This is a genomic window from Serratia sp. CoH_134_PS_4, assembly GCF_058190535.1.
In genome coordinates this window covers 55201-76840 of sequence record NZ_JBXWKI010000015.1, presented here as the reverse complement: position 1 = coordinate 76840, position 21640 = coordinate 55201, and the positions used below count along the sequence as shown (strand labels likewise).

Annotated in this window: 25 protein-coding genes; 15 read left to right on the top strand and 10 right to left on the bottom strand. The window is 56.3% G+C overall.

Translation table 11 applies throughout. The features are described from left to right. Positions 1-135 precede the first annotated feature (135 nt). Positions 136-1359, top strand: coding sequence for an MFS transporter (locus AC2FCQ_RS20405; RefSeq protein WP_209636832.1), 1224 nt, complete (start codon positions 136-138; stop codon positions 1357-1359). 4 nt (positions 1360-1363) lie between these two features. Further along, complete coding sequence (locus AC2FCQ_RS20400) at positions 1364-2248, top strand: siderophore-interacting protein (RefSeq protein ID WP_265554811.1); 885 nt, start codon at positions 1364-1366, stop codon at positions 2246-2248. Between the two features lie 9 nt (positions 2249-2257). Here the strand turns inward: AC2FCQ_RS20400 and AC2FCQ_RS20395 are convergent, their stop codons facing one another. The 7 genes from AC2FCQ_RS20395 to AC2FCQ_RS20365 form a co-directional block, all read right to left on the bottom strand. Beyond that, a complete protein-coding gene (locus AC2FCQ_RS20395; RefSeq protein ID WP_404760238.1) occupies positions 2258-2425 on the bottom strand; it encodes a hypothetical protein in 168 nt (55 codons plus the stop codon). A gap of 3 nt (positions 2426-2428) precedes the next feature. Continuing rightward, positions 2429-2800 carry a helix-turn-helix domain-containing protein gene (locus AC2FCQ_RS20390; protein WP_490308929.1) on the bottom strand — a complete coding sequence of 124 codons (372 nt, stop codon included), beginning with the start codon at positions 2798-2800 and terminating at the stop codon, positions 2429-2431. A gap of 104 nt (positions 2801-2904) precedes the next feature. Further along, positions 2905-3165 carry a type II toxin-antitoxin system RelE family toxin gene (locus AC2FCQ_RS20385; protein ID WP_490308930.1) on the bottom strand — a complete coding sequence of 87 codons (261 nt, stop codon included), beginning with the start codon at positions 3163-3165 and terminating at the stop codon, positions 2905-2907. Between the two features lie 609 nt (positions 3166-3774). Further along, a complete protein-coding gene (gene hpxZ / locus AC2FCQ_RS20380) occupies positions 3775-4161 on the bottom strand; it encodes an oxalurate catabolism protein HpxZ (RefSeq protein ID WP_490308931.1) in 387 nt (128 codons plus the stop codon). A gap of 3 nt (positions 4162-4164) precedes the next feature. Continuing rightward, positions 4165-5565: an AtzE family amidohydrolase gene (locus AC2FCQ_RS20375; protein ID WP_209636816.1), complete on the bottom strand. Its 1401-nt coding sequence runs from the start codon at positions 5563-5565 to the stop codon at positions 4165-4167. After that, a complete protein-coding gene (gene hpxX / locus AC2FCQ_RS20370) occupies positions 5562-5753 on the bottom strand; it encodes an oxalurate catabolism protein HpxX (RefSeq protein WP_209636814.1) in 192 nt (63 codons plus the stop codon). Before hpxX ends, AC2FCQ_RS20375 begins: the two co-directional genes overlap by 4 nt. A 24-nt stretch (positions 5754-5777) precedes the next feature. Continuing rightward, entirely contained in the window at positions 5778-7364 is a 1587-nt protein-coding gene (locus AC2FCQ_RS20365) for a gamma-glutamyltransferase family protein (protein WP_490308932.1), read from the bottom strand. A 270-nt stretch (positions 7365-7634) separates the two neighbouring features. Between AC2FCQ_RS20365 and AC2FCQ_RS20360 the strand changes: the two genes are divergently transcribed. The 10 genes from AC2FCQ_RS20360 to AC2FCQ_RS20315 all read left to right on the top strand — a co-directional run bounded on the left by AC2FCQ_RS20360 (position 7635) and on the right by AC2FCQ_RS20315 (position 16524). Then, complete coding sequence (locus tag AC2FCQ_RS20360; protein ID WP_404760233.1) at positions 7635-8474, top strand: MurR/RpiR family transcriptional regulator; 840 nt, start codon at positions 7635-7637, stop codon at positions 8472-8474. A 218-nt stretch (positions 8475-8692) separates the two neighbouring features. After that, on the top strand, positions 8693-9484 hold the full coding sequence (locus AC2FCQ_RS20355) for a transporter substrate-binding domain-containing protein (RefSeq protein WP_404760232.1): 792 nt from the start codon (positions 8693-8695) through the stop codon (positions 9482-9484). A 12-nt stretch (positions 9485-9496) separates the two neighbouring features. Further along, the gene (locus tag AC2FCQ_RS20350; protein ID WP_404760231.1) at positions 9497-10162 is read left to right on the top strand and encodes an amino acid ABC transporter permease; all 666 of its coding nucleotides are present in this window, start codon (positions 9497-9499) and stop codon (positions 10160-10162) included. Continuing rightward, positions 10162-10818 (top strand): amino acid ABC transporter permease, encoded by a 657-nt coding sequence (locus AC2FCQ_RS20345; RefSeq protein ID WP_490308933.1) that lies wholly within the window; start codon positions 10162-10164, stop codon positions 10816-10818. Before AC2FCQ_RS20350 ends, AC2FCQ_RS20345 begins: the two co-directional genes overlap by 1 nt. After that, positions 10799-11545 (top strand): amino acid ABC transporter ATP-binding protein, encoded by a 747-nt coding sequence (locus AC2FCQ_RS20340; protein WP_490308934.1) that lies wholly within the window; start codon positions 10799-10801, stop codon positions 11543-11545. The genes AC2FCQ_RS20345 and AC2FCQ_RS20340 overlap by 20 nt, the downstream gene beginning before the upstream one ends. Before the next feature lie 158 nt (positions 11546-11703). Continuing rightward, positions 11704-12945 carry a pyridoxal-phosphate-dependent aminotransferase family protein gene (locus AC2FCQ_RS20335; RefSeq protein ID WP_265554791.1) on the top strand — a complete coding sequence of 414 codons (1242 nt, stop codon included), beginning with the start codon at positions 11704-11706 and terminating at the stop codon, positions 12943-12945. Beyond that, positions 12945-14219, top strand: coding sequence for an allantoate amidohydrolase (gene hpxK / locus AC2FCQ_RS20330; RefSeq protein WP_404760229.1), 1275 nt, complete (start codon positions 12945-12947; stop codon positions 14217-14219). Before AC2FCQ_RS20335 ends, hpxK begins: the two co-directional genes overlap by 1 nt. Beyond that, positions 14200-14700, top strand: a complete 501-nt coding sequence (gene uraD, locus AC2FCQ_RS20325) for a 2-oxo-4-hydroxy-4-carboxy-5-ureidoimidazoline decarboxylase (RefSeq protein WP_490308935.1) — start codon at positions 14200-14202, stop codon at positions 14698-14700. The genes hpxK and uraD overlap by 20 nt, the downstream gene beginning before the upstream one ends. After that, positions 14693-15028 carry a hydroxyisourate hydrolase gene (gene uraH, locus AC2FCQ_RS20320; protein ID WP_209636794.1) on the top strand — a complete coding sequence of 112 codons (336 nt, stop codon included), beginning with the start codon at positions 14693-14695 and terminating at the stop codon, positions 15026-15028. The genes uraD and uraH overlap by 8 nt, the downstream gene beginning before the upstream one ends. 143 nt (positions 15029-15171) lie before the next feature. Further along, positions 15172-16524 (top strand): nucleobase:cation symporter-2 family protein, encoded by a 1353-nt coding sequence (locus AC2FCQ_RS20315; RefSeq protein ID WP_404760227.1) that lies wholly within the window; start codon positions 15172-15174, stop codon positions 16522-16524. Positions 16525-16557: 33 nt separating this feature from the next. Here the strand turns inward: AC2FCQ_RS20315 and AC2FCQ_RS20310 are convergent, their stop codons facing one another. Both AC2FCQ_RS20310 and AC2FCQ_RS20305 read right to left on the bottom strand, forming a co-directional pair. Beyond that, on the bottom strand, positions 16558-17331 hold the full coding sequence (locus tag AC2FCQ_RS20310) for an amidohydrolase (RefSeq protein ID WP_265554779.1): 774 nt from the start codon (positions 17329-17331) through the stop codon (positions 16558-16560). Further along, positions 17319-18479 (bottom strand): pyridoxal phosphate-dependent aminotransferase, encoded by a 1161-nt coding sequence (locus AC2FCQ_RS20305; protein ID WP_265554777.1) that lies wholly within the window; start codon positions 18477-18479, stop codon positions 17319-17321. The genes AC2FCQ_RS20310 and AC2FCQ_RS20305 overlap by 13 nt, the downstream gene beginning before the upstream one ends. A 162-nt stretch (positions 18480-18641) precedes the next feature. Here AC2FCQ_RS20305 and AC2FCQ_RS20300 point away from each other — a divergent pair, with 162 nt between their 5' ends. From AC2FCQ_RS20300 to AC2FCQ_RS20290, 3 genes are read left to right on the top strand one after another with little or no spacing between them, the layout of a single operon-like run. Then, positions 18642-19256: a methylthioribulose 1-phosphate dehydratase gene (locus tag AC2FCQ_RS20300; protein WP_209636786.1), complete on the top strand. Its 615-nt coding sequence runs from the start codon at positions 18642-18644 to the stop codon at positions 19254-19256. Further along, entirely contained in the window at positions 19253-19942 is a 690-nt protein-coding gene (gene mtnC, locus AC2FCQ_RS20295; RefSeq protein ID WP_209636784.1) for an acireductone synthase, read from the top strand. The genes AC2FCQ_RS20300 and mtnC overlap by 4 nt, the downstream gene beginning before the upstream one ends. Beyond that, complete coding sequence (locus tag AC2FCQ_RS20290) at positions 19939-20481, top strand: 1,2-dihydroxy-3-keto-5-methylthiopentene dioxygenase (protein ID WP_209636782.1); 543 nt, start codon at positions 19939-19941, stop codon at positions 20479-20481. The genes mtnC and AC2FCQ_RS20290 overlap by 4 nt, the downstream gene beginning before the upstream one ends. Before the next feature lie 17 nt (positions 20482-20498). Here the strand turns inward: AC2FCQ_RS20290 and mtnA are convergent, their stop codons facing one another. After that, a complete protein-coding gene (gene mtnA, locus AC2FCQ_RS20285) occupies positions 20499-21527 on the bottom strand; it encodes an S-methyl-5-thioribose-1-phosphate isomerase (protein WP_490308936.1) in 1029 nt (342 codons plus the stop codon). Between the last annotated feature and the right edge of the window lie 113 nt (positions 21528-21640).

Genomic DNA, 21640 nt, shown 5'->3' with positions numbered 1-21640 from the left:
CCCATTTCACTGTTTGAATCAATTGAGAATGATTCTTATATCAATAATATTTATTGTTATCAATCGTCCTATGATACAATTTTTCAATGAATTGAACATAACCTTATAATTTTATTAACGGTAAATTTACGTTTGATGCCTATTTACTCTCCCCCTAAATCACCGACAATTGGGAATACGTCTCCTTCCAATTGGCCTTTGGCGCTGTGTGCCGGGCTGTTGGGCATCGGGCAAAACGGCCTGCTGGTGGCATTGCCGGTGTTGGTGAGCATGACTCAATTGTCGCTTTCAGTCTGGGCCGGGCTATTGACGCTCGGCTCAATGCTGTTTCTGGTTGGTTCGCCGTGGTGGGGTCGGCAGTCTGAAATACGGGGCTGCAAGTTTGTGGTAACCATGGCATTAGCAGGGTATTTGTTCAGTTTCGCTTTACTGGCATTGGCCGTTTGGGGGTTGTCTGCCGGTTGGCTTTCACCGATGGTGGGGCTAGGTGGACTAATCGTGGCGCGGATTATCTATGGGCTGACGGTATCCGGCATGGTGCCTGCCAGCCAGACCTGGGCTTTGCAGCGTGCAGGTTATGAACAGCGCATGTCGGCGCTGGCGACCATCAGTTCTGGCCTGAGTTGTGGGAGACTGCTTGGACCATTGTGCGCGGCATTGGCGCTGTCGATTCATCCTATGGCGCCGCTGTGGCTGATGGCGATTGCCCCCTTAATCGCCTTGCTGGTGGTGTGTCGCCAGCAAAACGATCCTCCGTTGCCGCCGGTTGCGCATCAGCAAAATCGGCTGCGTCTCAATATGGCACCTTATTTACTGTGCGCGTTGTTGTTGGCCGCGTCGGTTAGCCTGATGCAATTGGGGCTTGCACCGCATTTGACGCGTCTGTTTAGCCACTCCGCCACGACCGTCAGCCATCATGTGGCGGTATTGCTGAGCGTAGCGGCAGCCTGTACGTTGTTGGCGCAGTTCTTGGTGGTGCGTCCACAACGCTTTAGCGCACCGCAGCTACTGCTGATTGCGGCAGTATTGATGGTGGTGGGATTGGGCTTGATGTGTGCTCAACCCTTGGCACTATTTTACACCGGCTGCGCGCTGGCCTCTTTTGGTGCAGCGATGGCAACGCCGGGTTATCAGTTGATGTTGAACGACAAATTATCTACCGGCAAAGGATCTGGCGCGATCGCGACCAGTCATACGTTGGGTTACGGTCTTAGCGCACTGATGGTTCCGGTAGTAGCAAAGTTTTATGGTGAGTCGCAGCTGATCGCGGCGGCTCTGACGATGGCGGTTCTGCTGGGTGGCATCAGCGGCTGGCTGTGGCGCCAGCATCGCATCAGCGTAAAGTCTGCGGGAGAGTAAAGACATGTCCGGCGTATCAAGCTATAGAATTTTTGATATCACACTGAAAGTAAAAGAGAACGTATCGCCTTCCTTGCTGCGCTGCGTTTTCGAGGGACCGGACGTCCATCGCATGAAGCTGGAAGCGCCGGATCAGCGCATCAAACTGTTATTCCCGGCGGAGGAGGGGCAGATCTTGCGTCTGGAAAACAGCGACGACTGGTATCGGGACTATATGGCGATACCGAAAGCGCAGCGCCCGGTGATGCGCACCTATACGCTGCGTGCCTTACGCGTCGAACAAAATCAAATGGACGTCGAATTTGTGCTGCATGGTGTGAATGGGCCAGCCTCTGCCTGGGCGACGCAGGCCAAACCGGGAGATACTCTTCAGACGGTGGCACCCAATGCTGATTTTGACGGTGACAGCGGTGGCTACGAATGGTCACCGCCGAGTGCGTTACAACAGGCTCTGCTGATTGCCGACGAAACGGCTGTGCCGGCGGCGATGGGCATTCTGGAACAGTTGGCGCAACGGGCCAATCCGCCGCGAGTGCAGGCGTTCTTCGAGGTACCGGTGGCGGGCGACTGCCTGAACATGGACCGTTTCCCCTTTGCCGAGGTGTACTGGTTGCCGCGTGACGTCGGGCATCAGCAGGTGCAGGGTACGCTGCTGGTGGAGTCGGTGCGCCAGCGGGTGAATATTCCTGAGTCGGCACGTGAACAAGCGCAGTCGCTGGCGGAAAATAGCCTGGGAGGCGATTTGTTGTGGGAACGTGCAGAAGGCGCGAAAAGCTTCTATGCCTGGGTCGCGGCGGAGTCTTCAGCGGTGAAGGCTTTACGCCGTTACCTGATTGGTGAGCGCGATTTGGATCGATCCACCGTTAACTTTATGGCGTATTGGTGTTGAGTTAATCCATCAATAACCGGCTTCACTTTGGTGACGCACCGTCAGCAGAACTGCGGTGCGACCATCAAAATGATACAACGCGATATAGCCGCTGCCGCCGAAGCCGATCGGCCATTCCCTAAATTCAATATCCATACCGCCATAAAAAACACCCTCACTCAGGAAGGTGTTAGACAAGTCTTATCGGAGCTGAGCAGGCGTGCAGTTGTAGATTTCCGCCAGCTTGGCGAGTGTGGCGGCCTGCGGGCGCTTAGAGCTTTCCAATTGAGACACGGAAGCCTGGGTTACACTCAGCTTTGCGGCAACATCCGCTTGGGATAAGTTGCGATAGATACGCCATGCAGCCAGCAGGCTCACGCCTTCTTTGACCTTGATACTCACGACAGCATGTGGAATTACGTCATCGTCATTGCTATCTACTGAGTATGGGACATCTTCAAACGCATCATCATCCTCATTCCCGGCCGCTGCTATAAGACGCCTATAGTCATCGATCGGTATGACGGCGTAAGCAACGTTGTCGTTGCTATCTTTGAGAAATTGAACGGACATATTGTGATCCTCGACTTCAGGGATAGTTCATAAATCTAACTTAAGAAATCATACTTCATACTTATTAATTCAAAGGTTAGAGGGGGAGTTTCCCCCTGACTTGCTCAGCTGTAGGTTTTTGTTGCCCGGCGCTTGACCATCAGTATTTTGATGACCGTTGGCACCCCATCGATAACTTCAAACAACACTCGGTAATCACCCACGCGCATCCTGTATTCGTTATCGCCATCTTTCATCTTTTTGATATCGAGGTTAACGGTGGGAAACCCTGTCAACTGGTCGACTTTCTCAAAGATTTTTCGCCTATACCGCGCATCTATGCTATCCAACTGCTTCTCAGCGCGGCGTGACCAAACTATCTCCATGCGCCTTACCTTTCCCGTCCTTGAAGAACATCGCCTTGCGAAAAATATAAGATTTTTTATCAATTTTCACAAGAGTTTACTTATTATTATTCTTATATTAATCTTATGTTAAATGTGCGAGTGTTCGCCAAGGCAAGTGTTGTGACGATTGGCTTTATAGCTCCGGCTAAAGTTAAAATCGTTGTTTACTGATTGTCATTCATTGGCTATTTTCGTGAAAAGCATCAACCTAACGATCAGAGAACAAAAGCAATGCACATTACCGTTACAACACAGAACGTACACCAACATAAGAAAAACATCAGGCGTGATGATCTAAAAGGACTAACCTGCTTTATGCAAATGGCACACAGTGTGCGCGTTACGGCATCCTTAGATCATCAGACGATAGTTCGTGGCGTTTTGGGCGAACCTGACAGCCAAGAACATCATCAATTAGCATCTTATTGGCGCTGGGAAGATGTAGACGCAGTAAAGCTGGTAGATGTGCTATACGCGGTAGCTAACGCATAGAAAATGTGGGGGGGCTGGGGTTGTGGTATATAGCCACGAATAGGAAAAGCCCAGATCGCTGGGCTTAATTATCATCCAATTTTTGTGCGATGTGATTTAACTGGCCATCAAACTCACGTGCGCTGCCACAATACGCCAGCCGCAGGGCAGTTTGGCCCAGGTTTGCATTTGGCGGCCGATGCGTTCGCTGCCTGGACGGCGGAATTCGGTGCTGGCTACCGCCATATCGTCACCGTAGGTGGTGATGACGGTGTTTTCCAACACGCGGTCCAGCCCTTTTGATGGCCGCTGCAGACGGAAATCACGGATCTGATCGATACCGTACAAATTCTCTGTCGCGCCATAACGGACGGTGCGCCCATCGTGCCAGAACAGCTCATCCAATACGTCAATATCATTGCTAATCAACGCCTGCTCATAGCGATAAAAGGCGGCGTTCACCTCTGCCAATACCGCTGGGCGATCAATATGGTCACTCTTCATCTGTTAATCCTGTTTGCCCGGTAAAACACAGGCCGCCACGCCGCGTTGTTCCAGCGCGTAGGCGGCGCGCAGTGCCAGATCCTCCCGCCACGGCGGGGCGATCAACTGCAGACCAATTGGCAGGCCAGAGGCCGTTTTCAGCGGTACTGTCACCACCGGCAAGCCAAGGAAGGAAATAGGTTGTGTCAGCATCCCCATATTGGCACGAATGGGCAGATCGGTTCCGTTGATGCGCATGGTTTCCTGGCCAATGAGCGTGGCGCTGCACGGGGTTGCTGGGGCAATCAAAATGTCCCAGTGTTCAAACAAGGGCAATACCTGCTGCTGGAAATGGGAGCGGAAGCGTTGTGCCTGCACATACCAAGCGGCAGGCAGCATAGCGCCGGCCAACAAGCGCTCACGCGACAATGGCTCAAAGCGTTCAGGTTGGCTACGCAGCAGTGGCAGGTAGTGATTACCGCCCTCGGCTGCGGTGAGTATAAACGCGGCAGAACGTGCCAGTTCAGCCTGTGGCAATTCGACGTCGGCGATGGCTTCAAGTGCCTGAGCGACCTGCTGAACCGCCGCTTTTGCGTCGTCATCGCACCAATGCTGGAAATACCCTGCCAGCACTGCGCAACGTAGCCCTTGTTGTCCACGCGACAGCAAAGACTCGGTTTGGGTGATCGGTTTATCCGCCTGGAAGCGATCGTCGATGTCGGTGCCTTGCATGACGTCATACACCGTTGCCAGATCGCGGACCCGGCGTGCAAAGGGGCCAACATGATCCAGACTGGCGATAAAGGGTTGGCTGCCACTCCGCGACAGGCGACCGAAAGTGGGTTTCAGGCCAAAGATACCGCACAACGAGGCGGGCACACGTATTGAACCGTTGGTATCGCTGCCGAGCGAAAATGTCACTAACCCGGCTGCGACTGCCGCCGCTGAACCGCCGGAGGAGCCGCCGGCAATGCGTGTGGTGTCGTGTGGGTTGCGCGTCGCGCCGTAGTGGCTATTTTCGGTGGTGAAGCCGTAGGCATAGGCGTCCATATTCAGCATGCCGGAGAGCAGCGCACCTTGTGCTGCCAGTTTACTCACCACCCAGGCATCCTGTTTTGCGGGCGGGTTATCGCTGAACAGGCTGGCACCCGCTAAGGTGGTTTCTCCTGTGACATCGAACAGGTTTTTCACCGCATAGGGAATGGCTGCCAAAGTCGGCAGTACCTGGCCCTTGGCACGAATGCGATCAATATGATCGGCTTCGCTCAGCATTCGTTCGCGGGTGATGTGGGTGTAGGCGTTCAACGAAGGATTGAGATCATCAAGACGTTCCAGCGTGTGCTGGGCGATCTCACGGGCAGAAATCGCACCCTGATTCAGAGCGGCGCGGATCTCGGCGATCGACAGTTCGCTTAACGGATTCATGCTCGATATACCCCGGCAATTTCCAGACGCTGATCGAGCGGCAAAGCCATCAGCGGTTCGGCCATCGCCGCGATGCGGTTGTACTGGGTCAACAGTTCCTGGCGACGCACGTCATCCAGCTCCAGGGCCAATACGGCTTCCATCTGGCGGATATAGGCTGCCCAGTCTGTGGGGAGTGAGTTGTTCATTGTGTCCTCTTCTAGATAGAGCGGTTAGAAGCCAGCGGCGCTGCCGTTGCTGCGTGGATCAAAAGCGCCTTCAAGCATGCCGTTAGTATGGCGAACAATGGCCCCGGCGTGGCCGACGGCTTCGCTAAAATCAGGCAGCAGTTCCACATCGTGTCCGCGTTGGCGTAAATAGGTCAGGGTTTCCTCAGAGAAGCGTCCTTCAAGCTTCAACGAGTCGGAGCTTTCGCCCCAGGTGCGGCCGAGTAGCCAGCGTGGCGCACTGATCGCCTGTTGCAGCGGTAAACCCTGCACTACATAGCGGACAAATACGGCCGCCTGAGTCTGCGGTTGACCGTCGCCGCCCATGGAGCCGTACACCAGGGTGCGCCCGTCATACAAACGTGCAGCCGCCGGGTTTAAGGTGTGGAAGGGTTGTTTGCCGGGGGCCAGTGCCAACAGGTGGGCCGCATCCAGACTGAAAGAGGCCCCGCGGTTTTGCCACAGCACACCACTTTGCGGCAGCACCACGCCACTGCCGAATTCGTGGTAAATGCTTTGGATAAAGGACACCGCCAGACCGCTGCTGTCCATCACGCCCATCCAGACGGTATCGCCGGGGCCTTTACCTTTCCCCCAGAGAGCGGCCTGCTGGGGATCGATGCGTTGGGCCAGCGCATCCAGATGCTCATTTGTCAGCAATGCTTGTGGATCTTGCGTCATATGCCGCGGATCTGTGATGAATTGATCGCGCAGGCCGAATGCCAGCTTGGTGGCTTCAACAATTCCATGCACGACGGCCCCTTCGCTGCGGCTGGCAAGCGGTAGCCGGTCGGTTAGCCCGAGGATCGCTAACGACACGAGACCCTGAGTCGGCGGCGTCAGGTTAAAGATCTCGCCTTTCTGATGCTCCAGCCGCAAGGGGGTACGACGGTGTGGTCGATAATCTGCCAGATCCTGCGCGGTGAGTGGCATGCCGAGCTTAGCCATATCCGCCGCCATACTCTGTGCCAGTGGGCCGCGATAGAAACTGTCCAAACCCTCTTCGGCCAGCGTAATCAGCGTGTCCGCCAGCTGCGGCTGGCAAAAACGTTGCCCGGCGTGAGGTATTTCGCCGTGCGGCAGGAAGGTGCGGGCAAAGTGCTCAAAATCCGCCAGTTCGTGATATTTGCTCCGCGTGGCAGCCTCTTGCGAGGCGGTGACCGGAATGCCATCTGCGGCATAGCGAATGGCATCGGCCAGCAGGCGTGGGAGCGGTAATTGTTCGCCGCCCAGTTCGACCGAATAATCCAACGCTTCCTGCCAGCCGCCAAGGGTCCCCGCGACAGTCAGTGCCGCTTTGGGGCCTCTATGCGGAATGTGGCTTTCGCCGGCGTAAAAATCCAGCGTCGCCAAAGAGCCGGCTGCACCGCTGGCATCGATCGCCACCGGATCGCCCTGTGGCGGGACGATCAACCAGAAGCCGTCACCCCCCAAACCGTTCATATGTGGGTAGACCACGGCGATAGTGGCGGCAGCGGCGACCATCGCTTCAATTGCGTTTCCGCCTTCACGCAATACCGCCAGTGCACTTTCGCTGGCGAGGTGATGCGGCGTGACGGCCATGCCCAATGGCGCAGTGTTGCTGTTAATCATTTCTTGGCCCTTGTTTGAAGTCAGCATCTGCCTTAAACACAAGCAAGAGACGTTCCATGTTTTCGTGAAGGGCAATAATCGCTTGCCAGCAGGTAGCTTGAGCGTGCTATGTTCCGCTGAAACAAAGGTTACAACCCCCGTCCTATTTCACATTACCGCGGCGTTGACTTCTGCGCCCACCCCCAGTCACTTAACTGACTGAGCTTCTGGGGGTTGCTCGGTTGCCACCGGGCTGCACGTTGATAATTATGGGGGACAGCAGGAGCAGCAATGAAGCAGATAGACGAACGCTTGCGCGGTGAATATCCGCAGCTCACGCCGCAGGAACAGCGGGTGGCTGACTTTATTTTCGATCACTTTGATGACCTGATCAGCTACAACAGCGCTGAGCTGGCGCGCCTGAGCGGCGTGTCCAAAGCCACGGTCAGCCGCCTGTTCAAACGCCTGGGCTACCCGAGCTACCGTACTATGCGCGACGAATTGCGCACCTTGCGCCAAAGCGGTATGCCCTTGACGGATAATCGTGATGCGGTACAGGGCAACACCTTGTTGGCGCGGCACTACAAACAGGAAATGGCTAATCTCACCCACTGGGTGAACCACATGGATACCCATCAGTTCACGGCGGTGATCGCCGCTTTGGTGCAGGCGCGGCGAGTAGTACTGATGGGGTTTCGCAACAGCTACCCGGTCGCGATGCACCTGCGCCAGCAGCTGATGCAAGTCCGTGAGCAGGTCCTGCTGGTGCCGCAACCTGGCCAGACGCTGGCAGAAGAGCTGGTTGATTTGGATAAACGGGATGTGGCCGTGATGGTGGCTTTCCGCCGCAGGCCGCGGCAGCTGCGGGCATTGCTGACGCAGCTGCAGGGGCAACAGGTACCGACGCTGCTGGTGTGCGAGCCTCAAGCACAGGCGTTGATCCCGTTGGCGAGCTGGCATCTGGCGACGCCACTTGATAGCGTTTCTGCTTTCGACAGTTATTCCGCAGCCATGAGCCTGGCGAATCTGCTGAGCAACGCCTTGCTGCATGAGACGCTGGCGCAAGGGCGTCAACGCATTCACCAGATCGCAGATCTGTATAGCGATTTGGACGAGCTGGAGCAGCGCTGATCTCAGCGCTATTTTGGTGCTTTCGCACTTTGATGGTGCGTTATTTTCCCGTTTGATGGATGAGCCTTGCCCTGTCCATGGCAGGCTAATCCCCCTCCTGATGCCCTCACTGACGGGCAGTCATACCAAACATTCCCAATACCGTGAATTGGCACATTAGTTGCAAAGTGATAATCAAAGAATCTTTTGTTTCATCATTTCACCATCGGGGATAATCTATGAACTTCAAGAAAATCGGGGTAGCGGCGTTAGGTGCGGTGTTGTTGATGGCGCAGGCCGCAACGGCGATGGCGGATCAACTGCAAGAAATCCAGCAGCGCGGCGTGTTGCGGGTCGCAGTACCTCAGGATTTTCCGCCGTTTGGCTCGGTGGGTACCGATCTGCAGCCTCAGGGTTATGACATCGATATGGCGCAGTATCTGGCCAATAAGATGAAACTTAAGTTGCAGCTGGTGCCCGTGACCAGCGCCAACCGCGTGCCCTATCTGCAGACCAACAAGGTCGATCTGGTGATCTCCAGTTTGGGGAAAAATGCAGAGCGTGAAAAGGCCATCGCTTTCAGCCGCACCTATGCACCCTTCTTCCTTGGGGTGTTTGGCCCTAAAGACACTGCGTTGGGCGACGCTGCACAACTGGACGGTAAAACCATTGGCGTCACGCGCGGAGCGGTGGAAGACATGGTGCTGAGCGACACTGCGCCCAAGGGCGCGCAGATTAAGCGATATGAGGATAACAACACCACGCTGTCGGCCTATCTTTCCGGGCAAGTGCAATACATCGCCACCGGGAATTTGGTGGTGAGTGCGATTGCGCGGCAGAACCCGACCAAAGCGCCAGTAGCCAAATTCATGCTTAAAGATTCCCCGTGCTACGTAGGCCTGCGCTTGGGGGAGCCGGCCCTGAAAGCAAAAGTGGATGAACTGATTGAACAGGCGTTGAAAGACAACACCCTGAATGGCCTGTCGGAAAAATGGCTGAAAGCGCCGTTGCCTGCCAACTTTGGCGCATAACGGGGGCACCTGATGACCTATCAGCTTAACTTTCCTGCTCTGTGGCCTTACCTGCCTGAGTTGCTGGCGGGTCTGCTGACCACCATTGAACTGACGGCCATGGCTACGGTGCTGGGGGTCACACTGGGTATTTTTGGCGCGGCGCTCCGCAGCGGCAAGGCTAACCTGCTCAGCCATGTTTGGGGTGTTTACGTTGAGATTGTGCGTAATACGCCGTTTGTGGTGCAGCTGTTCTTTATTGTATTTGGCCTGCCAAGTCTGGGATGGAAGCTGACCGCCGGGCAGGCGGCATTGCTGGCGATGGTGGTTAATCTGGGCGCGTACAGCACCGAAATCATCCGTGCAGGTATTCAGGTCACGCCGAAAGGCCAGTGGGAGGCGGGGCGAGTGCTCGGTTTCAGTCGAAGCCAGACGTTTTTACGCATCGTGCTACCGCCGTCGCTTCAACGGATTTATCCGGCGCTGGTCAGCCAGTGCATCATTGTCATGCTGGGTTCATCGGTGGTGTCACAGGTGTCTTTTGAGGAGCTGACGTTTGCTGCCAACCTGATCCAGTCGCGCACCTTCCTCAGCTTTGAGGTGTATCTGGTGACGGCGCTGTTTTACCTGCTGTTATCCATATTGATGCGCCAACTCTTGCTGGCCGCCGGACGCCGTTTTTTAGGGAGCCAAGGCTGATGCTGACATTTACCGATTGGGACATTGTGCGCAATTTGCTGTTGGCGGCGCGCTGGACGCTGTTGTTATCACTAACGGCATTTATTGGCGGTACTTTGGTGACCTTGCCGCTGTTACTGCTACGCCTGAGCAAGCGTAAGGGGGCACTGCGTTTTGTTCGCGGCTATACCGAATTGTTTCAGGGGACGCCGCTGCTGATGCAGCTGTTCCTGGCATTCTTTGGCCTGGCACTGTTCGGCATTGATGTTAGCCCCTGGACAGCCGCCGCGTTGGCATTGACGTTATTCACCAGCGCATTCCTGGTGGATATCTGGTCCGGCAGCATTGCTGCATTACCGAAGGGCCAGTGGGAGGCATCACGCTGCCTTGGGCTGAGTTTTGGTCAGACACTGACGCGGGTGGTGGTGCCACAGGCAGTACGCATTGCCATCGCACCGACCGTCGGTTTTTCCGTTCAGGTCATTAAAGGCACTGCACTGGCGTCGATCATTGGTTTTGTCGAACTGACCAAGGCCGGCACCATGCTGAATAACGTCACGTATCAACCTTTTAAAGTTTTCGGTCTGGTCGCACTGGGGTATTTCCTGATGTGCTACCCGTTGTCGCGCTACAGCCATTATTTGGAGAAGAAATTCCATGCCGCTCATCACAATTAATCAGGTTCAAAAGTATTACGGTCAGAACCATGTGCTGAAGGGCGTGGATCTGGATATTGATATGGGGCAGGTGATTTCAATCATCGGTCGCAGCGGTTCCGGTAAAAGCACGCTGTTACGTTGCATCAATGGGCTGGAAGGTTATCAGGAAGGCAGCATTAAACTGGGTGGCATGACCATCACCGATCGCGATTCACAGGCGCGAGAAATCAGTAAATCCGTAGGCATGGTGTTCCAAAACTTCAATTTATTCCCGCACATGACCGCGCTAGAGAACGTGATGCTTGCACCTCGGCGGGTGCTGAAAAAAAGCCCGGCTGAATGCCGCGAGCTGGCGGAAGAGATGTTGAACAAGGTTGGGCTGAGCGAACGTATGCATTATTCACCGGCGAACCTTTCCGGCGGGCAGCAGCAGCGTGTGGCGATTGCCCGCGCTTTGGCGATGAACCCGAAGGTGTTGCTGTGTGACGAAATTACCTCCGCGTTGGATCCCGAGCTGGTGAGCGAAGTGCTGAAAGTGTTGGAACAGCTGGCCAAAGAGGGCATGACGCTGATCCTGGTGACCCATGAAATGAATTTTGCCCGTGAGGTCGGTGACCGGGTGGTGTTTATGCACCAGGGCAAAGTGTGGGAGCAAGGCGACAGCCGCACGCTGTTTGCCAACCCGCAAACGCAGGAATTAAAACAGTTTATCGCGTCGGTCCGCGGTTTGTCCGAGAACGGATAAACGTAAATCTCTACCCAATAGATTTCAAGATGCAGGAAGGCGGCAACGCAGTGAGTCCTTGGGAGCGTACAAGTAGTACGTGACCAAGGCGAGCGAGGAAAGCCAACGCATCTGCAACTTGAAAGATGAAGGGTATATTAAGTTGGCAAGGAATGAACATGTTAGATATCGCAAAATTCGATCAGATTAACCCCCCCGCCCGCCTGCTGATGGGGCCGGGGCCGATCAACGCCGATCCGCGTGTGTTGCGTGCCATGTCGAGTCAATTGATTGGCCAGTACGATCCCGCGATGACGGGCTACATGAATCAGGTCATGGAACTGTATCGCGCGTTGTTCCGCACCGAAAACCGCTGGACCCTGTTGGTGGACGGTACTTCCCGTTCGGGTATTGAAGCGATGCTGGTTTCCTCAATCCGCCCAGGGGACAAGGTGCTGGTACCGGTATTTGGCCGTTTCGGTCATCTGCTGTGTGAGATTGCCCGCCGTTGTCGTGCTGAAGTGCACACCATTGAGGTTCCCTGGGGCGAGGTGTTCAGTGCGGACCAGATTGAAGATGCCATCAAGAAGGTGCGCCCGCGCCTGCTGTTAACGGTGCAGGGCGATACCTCCACCACCATGTTACAGCCACTGGAGGCGTTGGGGGATATTTGCCGCCGCCACGGTGTGCTGTTTTATACCGATGCGACCGCTTCGTTTGCCGGTAACCCGCTGGAAACAGATGCATGGGGGCTAGATGCAGTCTCCGCCGGGTTGCAGAAATGCCTGGGTGGCCCGTCCGGCAGTTCGCCCATCACCCTCAGCCCGCAATTTGAAGAGATAGTTCGCCGCCGTAAATGTGTGGAACAGGGCATTCGCACCGCAGACCATGCCGATGGCGACGACGAGATGATCTACTCCAACTATTTCGATCTCGGCATGATCATGGATTACTGGGGGCCAGAGCGCCTGAACCACCACACCGAAGCCACCAGTATGCTGTTCGCCGCGCGTGAGTGCGCCCGGGTGATCCTGGAAGAGGGGCTGGATAACACCATTGCCCGCCACAAGCTGCACGGTGCCGCAATGTTGGCCGGCATTCAGGGTATGGGGCTTGAGGTCTTCGGCGATCTCGATAACCGGATGAATAACGTGCTTGGCGTGGTGATCCCGCCACAGGTGCAGGGCGAGCAGGTACGTCAGATGATGCTGAATGATTTTGCCATCGAGATCGGTACGTCCTTTGGCCCGCTGCAAGGCAAGATCTGGCGCATCGGTACCATGGGTTACAACGCACGTAAAGACTGTGTGTTGCAGACGCTCACCGCGCTGGAAGCCGTGCTGAATCGGCTGGGCTTCGCCAGTAAACAGGGGGAAGCGCTGCAGGCGGCCTGGAACACCTACGACGACGGGAGCCGTTGATGACGGCGTTGTTAACCGCCCAAGCGGCGGAGCTGGCGGCGGCGCGGGTGATGGCCCGTTGTGACGAACTGGCAGCGATCAGTGCGACGCCAGGCGAATTGACGCGGGTTTATTTATCGCCGGAGCATCGACGCGCCAACCTGTTGGTAGGCGACTGGATGCGGACTCTCGGCATGACGGTCTGGCAAGACAGCGTTGGCAATATTTGTGGCCGTTATGAAGGCCAAACGCCGGGCGCTCCCGCGCTGTTGCTCGGGTCGCATTTGGATACGGTGCGCAACGCTGGGCGTTATGACGGCATGCTCGGCGTATTGACTGCGCTGGAAGTGGTGGCGCATTTGCATCAGCAGCAACGGCGTTTACCGATCGCCGTTGAAGTGATTGGCTTTGCCGATGAAGAAGGCACGCGCTTTAGTATCGCCCTGTTGGGTAGCCGGGGCATTACCGGCCAGTGGCCGGCAGACTGGCTGGAAAGGACTGACGACGAGGGTATCAGCGTGGCGCAGGCACTGCGTGATTTTGGTCTTGATCCCGCGGCGGTCGGTGAGGCGCGGCGCGCGCAAAGTGATATCTGCGGGTATTTGGAAGTGCACATTGAGCAGGGGCCATGCCTGGAAGCCGCCGATCTGGCGCTGGGTGTGGTAACGGCGATTAACGGTGCTCGGCGTCTAAACTGCACCTTCACCGGCGAGGCAGGCCATGCCGGTACCGTGCCGATGGGGCAACGTAAAGACGCCCTGGCGGCAGCGGCGGAGTGGATGGTGGCGGTTGAGGCGATAACCTGCGCCAGCGATGGGCACTTGGTGGCGACCGTGGGGCAGATAGAAAGCCTGCCGGGAGCGGTCAATGTGATCCCCGGAGAGGTCACATTGTCGCTCGACGTGCGTGGCCCGGAAGACGGCCCGCTGGCGGTGCTGCTGACGCAACTATTGGCGCAGGCAAACGCGATTTGCGCACGTCGGGGACTGCGTTTTTCCAGTGAGGAGTTTTACCGCATAAATGCAACAGAGTGTGATGCAAATTTGCAACGTCGCTGGCAACAGAGCGTGGTCGCGGCGCAAGGGCGCAGCATCGCGTTGCCGAGCGGTGCCGGGCACGACGCGATTGCGTTAGCGGCCTGTTGGCCAGTGGGTATGCTGTTTGTTCGTTGCGATCGTGGCATCAGCCACCATCCGGCTGAAGCCGTAAGTCAGGCAGATGTGGCGTTGGCCATACAGGCTTACTGCCAAACGGTAGCCAGTTGGGAGTTTCCTGATGAACCTGCAACAGTTTAACCAATTATCCGTGGCGGAAGCCGAGCGGCGGCTGCGGCCCTGCGTAAACATTGCCGCCTGGATAGCCGCGGTGATCGCAGCGCGGCCATTCAGCAGCAGTGATGCCGCGCTGGCTGTCGCCTGGCAGGCGGCACAGAACTGGCGGTCTGAAGAGGTCAGCCTGGCCTTGGCGCAGCATCCGCGTATCGGTGAGCGTGCGAAAGGCATGGAGCAGGACGCCCAGTTTTCAGCGCGTGAGCAAGCGGCGGTCAACGCACAGGATACTGAGCTTGCCCAAGCGCTGCAGGCAGGTAACCAGCGTTATGAGGCGCAATTTGGGCAGGTATTTTTAATCCGTGCCGCCGGTCGAGATGGGTTCGCCATCCTGCGTGAGCTGGAAAGACGATTGAAAAACAGTGCGGAGCAGGAACGGCAGGAAACCGCCGAACAGCTGCGTGAGATCGTGATGCTGCGTTTTAAGGAGTTACTGAGCGATGAGTAAAATAAGCACCCATATTTTGGATACGTCACTCGGTAAACCTGCTGCAGGTGTACGGTTGTGGCTGGAGTTCGAGCAAGACGGGCAGTGGCAGACATTGGCCGAAGGCCATACGGATACCGATGGCCGCGCGCGCGATCTGACCGCTGACAGCCTGGCCACCGGACATTACCGCCTGTCTGCCGATCTTGGCGCTTACTTTGCTGCCGATCGGCGTGCGACGCTGTACGCGACGGCAATTATCGATTTTGTCATCAATGATGATGCCCAGCATTACCATTTGCCGCTGCTCATCAGCCCGTATTCCTACTCAACCTACCGGGGCAGCTAAACGCCGTGTTTAATGGGGGCCATTTTGGGTTGGGGCAGTGCTCGGCCTCCTCACGGACTTCATGTATGCCCTGGGGATCCCCACACTGACGGCGACAATAACGCCAATTGACGTTGTTCTACATGCATATTGACGAGGTTCTTATGGCTCTGTCTCAGGATAAGGGTGCGGCTTCGTGCTGCCCGGAAAATGAAAAATTGCCGTTGGTAAAAACGTTCGCCTACGGTCTGCAACATATTCTGACGATGTACGGCGGGATCATTGCGCCGCCGCTGATCATAGGTTCAGCCGCAGGATTAAGCGCACCACAGATTGGCATGCTGGTGACGGCGGCGTTGTTTGTCAGCGGGTTGGCTACGCTGTTGCAAACGCTTGGTGTGCCCGGCTTCGGTTCTCGTCTGCCGTTGGTGCAGGGCGTTTCCTTTGCGGGTGTTGCGACCATGGTGACCATCGTCACCGGCGACGGCGGCCTGCCCGCGGTATTTGGCGCGGTGATCGTCGCTTCTCTGGTGGGGCTGCTGATCGCGCCATTTTTCTCGCACATTATCCGCTACTTCCCGCCGGTGGTGACCGGCACGGTGGTGACGGTGATCGGGTTGTCATTGATGCCGGTGGCGGTACGTTGGGCGATGGGGGGGAATGCCAAGGCGGCAGACTGGGGATCAACCGGAAATATTGGTCTGGCGGCGTTCACACTGGCGGTCATTTTATTGCTCAATAAAGTGGGGTCACCGGCGTTGAAACGCTTATCCGTGCTGTTGGCGATGGCCGTCGGCTGCGCGGTGGCGGTGCTGGTGGGCAAGGTCAGTTTTGCTGCTGTGGGGACCGGGCCATGGGTGGCATTCCCCGAGCCCTTCGTGTATGGCTGGCCCACCTTCGAATTGAGCGCAGTGTTATCCATGCTATTGATCGTACTGGTGCTGCTGACGGAAACCACGGCGGGGCTAATGGCGGTGGGCGAGATTGTCGGTTCACCGGTCAATGCGCGCCGGATCGCCAATGGCTTACGTGCCGATATGCTGTCGAGTGCGTTGTCGCCGGTGTTCAACTCATTCCCGCAAAGTTCGTTTGCCCAGAACATTGGGCTGGTGGCAATCACCGGCGTGAAGAGCCGTTTTGTCGTCAGCGCCGGCGGTGCAATTTTGGTGCTGCTGGGCGTTTTGCCGGTGCTGGGTCGGTTAGTCGCCTGCATTCCGTTACCGGTACTGGGCGGTGCCGGCGTGGTGTTGTTTGGCTCGGTGGCTGCCAGCGGCATTCGTACCCTGGCAAAAGTGGATTATAAGGACAACATGAATTTGGTGGTGGTGGCGACGGCGATTGCCTTCGGCATGATCCCGATAGTGATGCCGACCTTTTACGATCAGTTCCCAAATGGGGTGCGTACCTTGCTGCATTCCGGCATCAGCGCTTCGTGCCTGGTGGCGTTACTGTTAAACCTGCTGTTTAACCGTATTGAGAGCGCAGAAGAAAAAACGGGCGAGGAAGAACTGTCTTGACGTTACGGGCGTAGAGGACCACGCCCGTCATCATTAATCGTGGCGCAGGAAGCTGTCGGCATCACGCCAGGCCGGGAAGGCGCTGCGGTAGTTTTGCAGGGTTTCCAGCGACAATTCTGCATCCAACTGTGCGGCGGCGAATGGCTCAACGTGCGCCAGCGTCTCTCCCTGCGGGCTGATGATCAGGCTGTCACCGCTGTAGTTTAGCCCATTGCCGTCCTCGCCAACGCGATTGCAACCCGCCACGTACACCTGGTTTTCAATGGCGCGTGCTGCCAACAGTGTTTGCCAGTGTTTGCTGCGCGGCGCTGGCCAGTTGGCGACGTACAACGCCAGATCGTAATCTTGTTGATAACGGGACCACACCGGGAAGCGCAAGTCATAACAAATCTGCGGCAGAATCCGCCAGCCACGCCATTCAAAAATTTCACGCCGTTTGCCCGCCTGATAATGCAGGTGTTCGCCAGCCATGCGGAATAAATGGCGCTTATCGTAGGCATGTACCCGACCGTTCGGCTCAACCAGCAGGAACCGGTTTACCGCGCCTTCGGGGGTTTTTAGCGCCACGCTGCCACCGACCAGCGCGTTGCTTTTGCTCGCCCAGCCGTGTAGCCAGTCGATCACCTGCCGTTCCGGCAGTGCACTTTCCCCGGCATCCATAGCAAAACCGGTTGTGAACATTTCCGGCAGCACAATCAAATCGCGTCCACTTAACGGTGCCAGCAGCGTATCAAAATGACGCAGGTTGGCCTCACCGTCGCGCCAGACCAAGGGGTGCTGCAACAGGGTAATTTTTAAAGTCGACATAACCGCTCCGCAGCTGCATCCAGCGTGGCATCTTGTTTAGCGAAGCACAGCCGGATCAATTTATGGGGGAAAGGATCGGCACAGAAGACCGACAGCGGGATCGCCGCCACGCCCACGTGCTCAGTTAACCAATGGCAGAACGCCACGTCGTCCAGATCGGAGACGGCGCTGTAATCTGCCAACAGGAAGTATGTACCTTCACAGGGGAGAATTTCCAGTCGGCTGTTTGATAATGCCTGTACAAAACGATCGCGCTTGGCGCGGTAAAACGCCGATAACTGCTGCCAATGTTCTGGTTCGCTGCGCAACATATCCGCCAGTGCCAATTGCGCCGGGGTGTTGACGGAGAAGGTCAGGTATTGATGCACTTTACGTACTTCAGCACTCAGCGCTTCCGGGGCCACGCAGTAACCCACTTTCCATCCGGTCATGTGGAAGGTTTTACCGAAAGAGGACACGGCGATCGCACGCTGACGCAATTGTGGGTGAGCTAATACGCTGGTGTGGCCACCTTTGGCGAAACAAATGTGCTCGTAGACTTCGTCGCTGAGGACATAGATTTCGCGATCGCTGATTGCGCGCCACAGTTGCTGCATATCCTCCGCTTGCCAGGCTGTGGCGGACGGATTGTGTGGCGTATTGAGGATCACCAGACGGGTGCGTGGCGACAGTAATTGAGAAAACTGTTGCCAGTCTACGCTGAACGCCGGCGGTTGCAGCGCAATGCGTTGTAGCGTGCCGCCAGACAAGGCCACCGCCGGAGCATAGCTGTCGTAGCTGGGATCAAAACAGATCACTTCATCGCCGGGGCGTACTAACGCGCTGATGGCGGCAAACAGGGCTTCGGTGGCACCGGCCGTGACGGTGACTTCGGTGGTGGCGTCTGGCAGCCAGCCATACAAAGCCGCCGTTTTTTCAGCGATGGCCTCGCGTAAAGGGGCGACGCCGGTCATTGGAGCATATTGGTTAGCGCCCTGGCTGACATGCCAGGCTAAGCGCTCTTTCAGGTAATCGGGGCCATCGAAATCGGGAAAGCCCTGCGACAGGTTGATCGCCTGATGCTGCGCCGCCAGTGCGCTCATCTGGGTGAAAATGGTCGTGCCCAGTGCGGGCAATTTACTTTCGGGGATCCATGCTGAAGTGCTCATAGCAGGCTAATACTCCTGGCGCTTATGTTGCCGTCAATATAACACGATGTTAGTATTTGGCAATCAAGACGCTTAGATGGCTAAATGAAGAAAAGATCTAACCATCAATCAAATCATTCTAAGCTTCATCTGCTGGACGACCTTACAGACCGGGAAACGATAATGACCGAAAATCCGCAACTTACAGCGCTATTGTCTGCGTGCCACTGGATTGGTGAAAGGGGTTGGTGTCCGGCGACGGGCGGCAACATGTCGTTGCGTCTTGACGATCGGCACTGTCTGGTAACCGAATCCGGCAAGGATAAAGGCAGCCTGACTGAAACGGATTTCCTGCTGGTAGAAACGGACACCAATCACGTACCCAGCGGCCGCACGCCGTCGGCGGAAACCGGCCTGCATACCCTGATTTACCGCCTCTATCCGCAGATTGGCGCGGTGTTGCATACGCATTCAGTGAATGCGACGGTGTTGTCACGTGTTGAACCGGGTGATGGGCTGTTGTTGCAGGGCTATGAGATGCAAAAATCACTCAGTGGACAACGCACGCATCTGGATAGCCTGGTTATCCCTATTTTCGATAACGATCAGGACATCCCGCGCTTAGCGGCGCGCGTGGCGGCTTATGCTGAAGTGACGCCGTTGCAATATGGTTTTCTGGTGCGGGGCCACGGTTTGTACTGCTGGGGCAGCCAGGTCGCAGAGGCTCGCCGCCATCTCGAAGGACTGGAATTTCTGTTCCAGTGCGAACTGCAACGCCGCTTACTGGAGGCAAAATGATCCGCGCTATCGTCACCGACATTGAAGGCACAACCAGCGATATCCGCTTCGTACATCAAGTCTTGTTCCCTTATGCACGAGAAAGGTTGGCGGCGTTTCTTCGTCAGCACGCCGCTGATGCCGAAGTGGCCGCGCCGCTGAACGACTTACGCCAGGAAATTGATCGGCCGCAGGCGGACATTGAACAGCTGATTACTACGCTGTATCGCTTTATGGACGAAGATCGCAAATCTACCGCGCTGAAGGCACTGCAAGGCATCATTTGGCGCAGTGGCTACCAGAACGGTGATTTTCGTGGGCATTTGTACCCCGAAGTGGCCGAACAATTGGCGGCCTGGCAGCAGCAAGGGCTGAAGCTGTATGTCTACTCATCCGGTTCGGTAGAGGCGCAGAAACTGTTGTTCGGATACAGCGATGCCGGGGATCTTCAGCCGCTGTTCAGCGGTTATTTTGATACCCATGTGGGTGCCAAGCGCGACGTTGCTTCGTACCGCAATATTGCCCGTGAAATCGGTATTGCTCCCGACGCGCTGTTATTTCTTTCTGACATTCACCAAGAGCTGGACGCCGCGCGTGCTGCCGGTTGGCATACCTGCCAACTGATCCGCGATGATGCCGATGAGCAAAGCCAGCATCTGCAGGTTAACCGGTTTGATCATATCGATTTAGGGGAGTTTGCCTCATGAGTGGATTAACCATTTTCAGTGATAAAGAGCCGCAGCAACCTTTGTGGCAGAGCAACGATGCGCAGGCGATTCAGCAGCAATTGGCGCAGATTGGCGTACGCTTCGAACGCTGGCAGGCGGATCGCGAACTGGGTGAAAACCCAGAACCAGCCACGGTGATTGCCGCCTATCAGCAGCAAATTGATCGGCTGGTGGCAGAAAAAGGCTACCAGAGCTGGGATGTGATTAGCATGCGTCCTGACAATGCGCAGCGCGACGTGTTACGCAGCAAGTTCCTCTCCGAACACACACACGGCGAAGATGAAGTGCGTTTCTTTGTCGAGGGAGCAGGGCTGTTCTGCCTGCATCTGGAGGGAAAGATCTTCCAGATCCTGTGTGAGAAGAACGATCTGATCTCGGTACCGGCCGATACCCGCCATTGGTTTGATATGGGCTCGGCACCGAATTTCACGGCGATCCGCGTATTCGATAATCCCGAAGGCTGGGTGGCACATTTCACCGGCGACGACATCGCCGATGCGTATCCACGTCTCGACTGACCGCAATGATGCGGGCGTTAACCTAACGCCCGCGTGAATATCCCCTCATTGACTTGTTGCGGTGTGATTACGCCGCTGTCGAATACCCAACCGCTAATCAGTGCCGCTGGCGTCACGTCAAATGCCGGGTTATAGACCGGGGCATCAACAGGCGCCCACTGGCATGAACCAAAGCTCCCGGCGACGCCGGTCACCTCAGCCGCAGCCCGTTGCTCAATCGGGATTGCCGCTCCATTGGGACAGTGCGGATCCAGGGTGGTGTGCGGCGCAGCGACGTAGAACGGAATGCGGTGATAATGCGCCAGTACCGCCAGGCTATAGGTGCCAATCTTATTGGCGACATCACCGTTGGCGGCGATGCGGTCGGCACCTACCCACACGGCATCTACCTGGCCCTGTGCCATTAGGCTAGCGGCCATGGCGTCGCAAATCAGCGTATATGGGATACCCAGTTCGCCCAGTTCCCAAGCGGTCAGCCGCCCTCCCTGTAGCAGCGGACGGGTTTCATCGACCCATACCTGTTGTACCTTGCCTTGCTGATGAGCACGCAGCAGCACGCCAATGGCTGTGCCAATACCCGCGGTTGCCAAACCACCGGTGTTGCAATGTGTCAGCAGGCGGCTGCCGGGTTTCACCAATTCGGCACCGTGATCGGCAATGCGGTCACACAATTTGCGGTCTTCATCCACTAATCGCAATGCCTCTTCCATCATCGCGGGTACCCAGTGAGGTTGCGCCAGCGCGAGCTTCATGCGGTCCAGATTGTTCATCAAGTTGACCGCTGTCGGCCTTGAGGCACGTAGGGTCATCAGCGCTTGCTCCAGCTCTTCACGCGGCAGGCCGCGCTCTGCCAACAGGGCCAACAGCAGGCTGGCGGACAGGCCGATCAGCGGTGCGCCCCGTACTCGCAGGCTGTGAATATGCCCCACCAACTCTTCCACGCTGTCACAGGGACGCCATTGTTTTTCCTGCGGCAGAGCCTGTTGATCGAGGATCCAAAGTCGGTTGTCTCTCAGGGTCAAACTGGTGGTGTTAAGCGCTTGCATCGGCGGTTAATTCCTTGTTGCGTAGTTATTGCATCTGGAAAGCTATTCTGCCAACATGACTTCCAGATGTATAGACGTCCAAATGCTTTTACGTCTAAAAAATAATAATCGCT

What these genes read in the sequence shown, in the direction of transcription:
- AC2FCQ_RS20405 (WP_209636832.1), top strand. Translation starts at nt 136, where the DNA reads ATGCCTATTTACTCTCCCCCTAAATCACCGACAATTGGGAATACGTCT.
- AC2FCQ_RS20400 (WP_265554811.1), top strand. Translation starts at nt 1,364, where the DNA reads ATGTCCGGCGTATCAAGCTATAGAATTTTTGATATCACACTGAAAGTA.
- AC2FCQ_RS20390 (WP_490308929.1), bottom strand. Translation starts at nt 2,800, where the DNA reads ATGTCCGTTCAATTTCTCAAAGATAGCAACGACAACGTTGCTTACGCC.
- AC2FCQ_RS20385 (WP_490308930.1), bottom strand. Translation starts at nt 3,165, where the DNA reads ATGGAGATAGTTTGGTCACGCCGCGCTGAGAAGCAGTTGGATAGCATA.
- hpxZ (WP_490308931.1), bottom strand. Translation starts at nt 4,161, where the DNA reads ATGAAGAGTGACCATATTGATCGCCCAGCGGTATTGGCAGAGGTGAAC.
- AC2FCQ_RS20375 (WP_209636816.1), bottom strand. Translation starts at nt 5,565, where the DNA reads ATGAATCCGTTAAGCGAACTGTCGATCGCCGAGATCCGCGCCGCTCTG.
- hpxX (WP_209636814.1), bottom strand. Translation starts at nt 5,753, where the DNA reads ATGAACAACTCACTCCCCACAGACTGGGCAGCCTATATCCGCCAGATG.
- AC2FCQ_RS20365 (WP_490308932.1), bottom strand. Translation starts at nt 7,364, where the DNA reads ATGATTAACAGCAACACTGCGCCATTGGGCATGGCCGTCACGCCGCAT.
- AC2FCQ_RS20360 (WP_404760233.1), top strand. Translation starts at nt 7,635, where the DNA reads ATGAAGCAGATAGACGAACGCTTGCGCGGTGAATATCCGCAGCTCACG.
- AC2FCQ_RS20355 (WP_404760232.1), top strand. Translation starts at nt 8,693, where the DNA reads ATGAACTTCAAGAAAATCGGGGTAGCGGCGTTAGGTGCGGTGTTGTTG.
- AC2FCQ_RS20350 (WP_404760231.1), top strand. Translation starts at nt 9,497, where the DNA reads ATGACCTATCAGCTTAACTTTCCTGCTCTGTGGCCTTACCTGCCTGAG.
- AC2FCQ_RS20345 (WP_490308933.1), top strand. Translation starts at nt 10,162, where the DNA reads ATGCTGACATTTACCGATTGGGACATTGTGCGCAATTTGCTGTTGGCG.
- AC2FCQ_RS20340 (WP_490308934.1), top strand. Translation starts at nt 10,799, where the DNA reads ATGCCGCTCATCACAATTAATCAGGTTCAAAAGTATTACGGTCAGAAC.
- AC2FCQ_RS20335 (WP_265554791.1), top strand. Translation starts at nt 11,704, where the DNA reads ATGTTAGATATCGCAAAATTCGATCAGATTAACCCCCCCGCCCGCCTG.
- hpxK (WP_404760229.1), top strand. Translation starts at nt 12,945, where the DNA reads ATGACGGCGTTGTTAACCGCCCAAGCGGCGGAGCTGGCGGCGGCGCGG.
- uraD (WP_490308935.1), top strand. Translation starts at nt 14,200, where the DNA reads ATGAACCTGCAACAGTTTAACCAATTATCCGTGGCGGAAGCCGAGCGG.
- uraH (WP_209636794.1), top strand. Translation starts at nt 14,693, where the DNA reads ATGAGTAAAATAAGCACCCATATTTTGGATACGTCACTCGGTAAACCT.
- AC2FCQ_RS20315 (WP_404760227.1), top strand. Translation starts at nt 15,172, where the DNA reads ATGGCTCTGTCTCAGGATAAGGGTGCGGCTTCGTGCTGCCCGGAAAAT.
- AC2FCQ_RS20310 (WP_265554779.1), bottom strand. Translation starts at nt 17,331, where the DNA reads ATGTCGACTTTAAAAATTACCCTGTTGCAGCACCCCTTGGTCTGGCGC.
- AC2FCQ_RS20305 (WP_265554777.1), bottom strand. Translation starts at nt 18,479, where the DNA reads ATGAGCACTTCAGCATGGATCCCCGAAAGTAAATTGCCCGCACTGGGC.
- AC2FCQ_RS20300 (WP_209636786.1), top strand. Translation starts at nt 18,642, where the DNA reads ATGACCGAAAATCCGCAACTTACAGCGCTATTGTCTGCGTGCCACTGG.
- mtnC (WP_209636784.1), top strand. Translation starts at nt 19,253, where the DNA reads ATGATCCGCGCTATCGTCACCGACATTGAAGGCACAACCAGCGATATC.
- AC2FCQ_RS20290 (WP_209636782.1), top strand. Translation starts at nt 19,939, where the DNA reads ATGAGTGGATTAACCATTTTCAGTGATAAAGAGCCGCAGCAACCTTTG.
- mtnA (WP_490308936.1), bottom strand. Translation starts at nt 21,527, where the DNA reads ATGCAAGCGCTTAACACCACCAGTTTGACCCTGAGAGACAACCGACTT.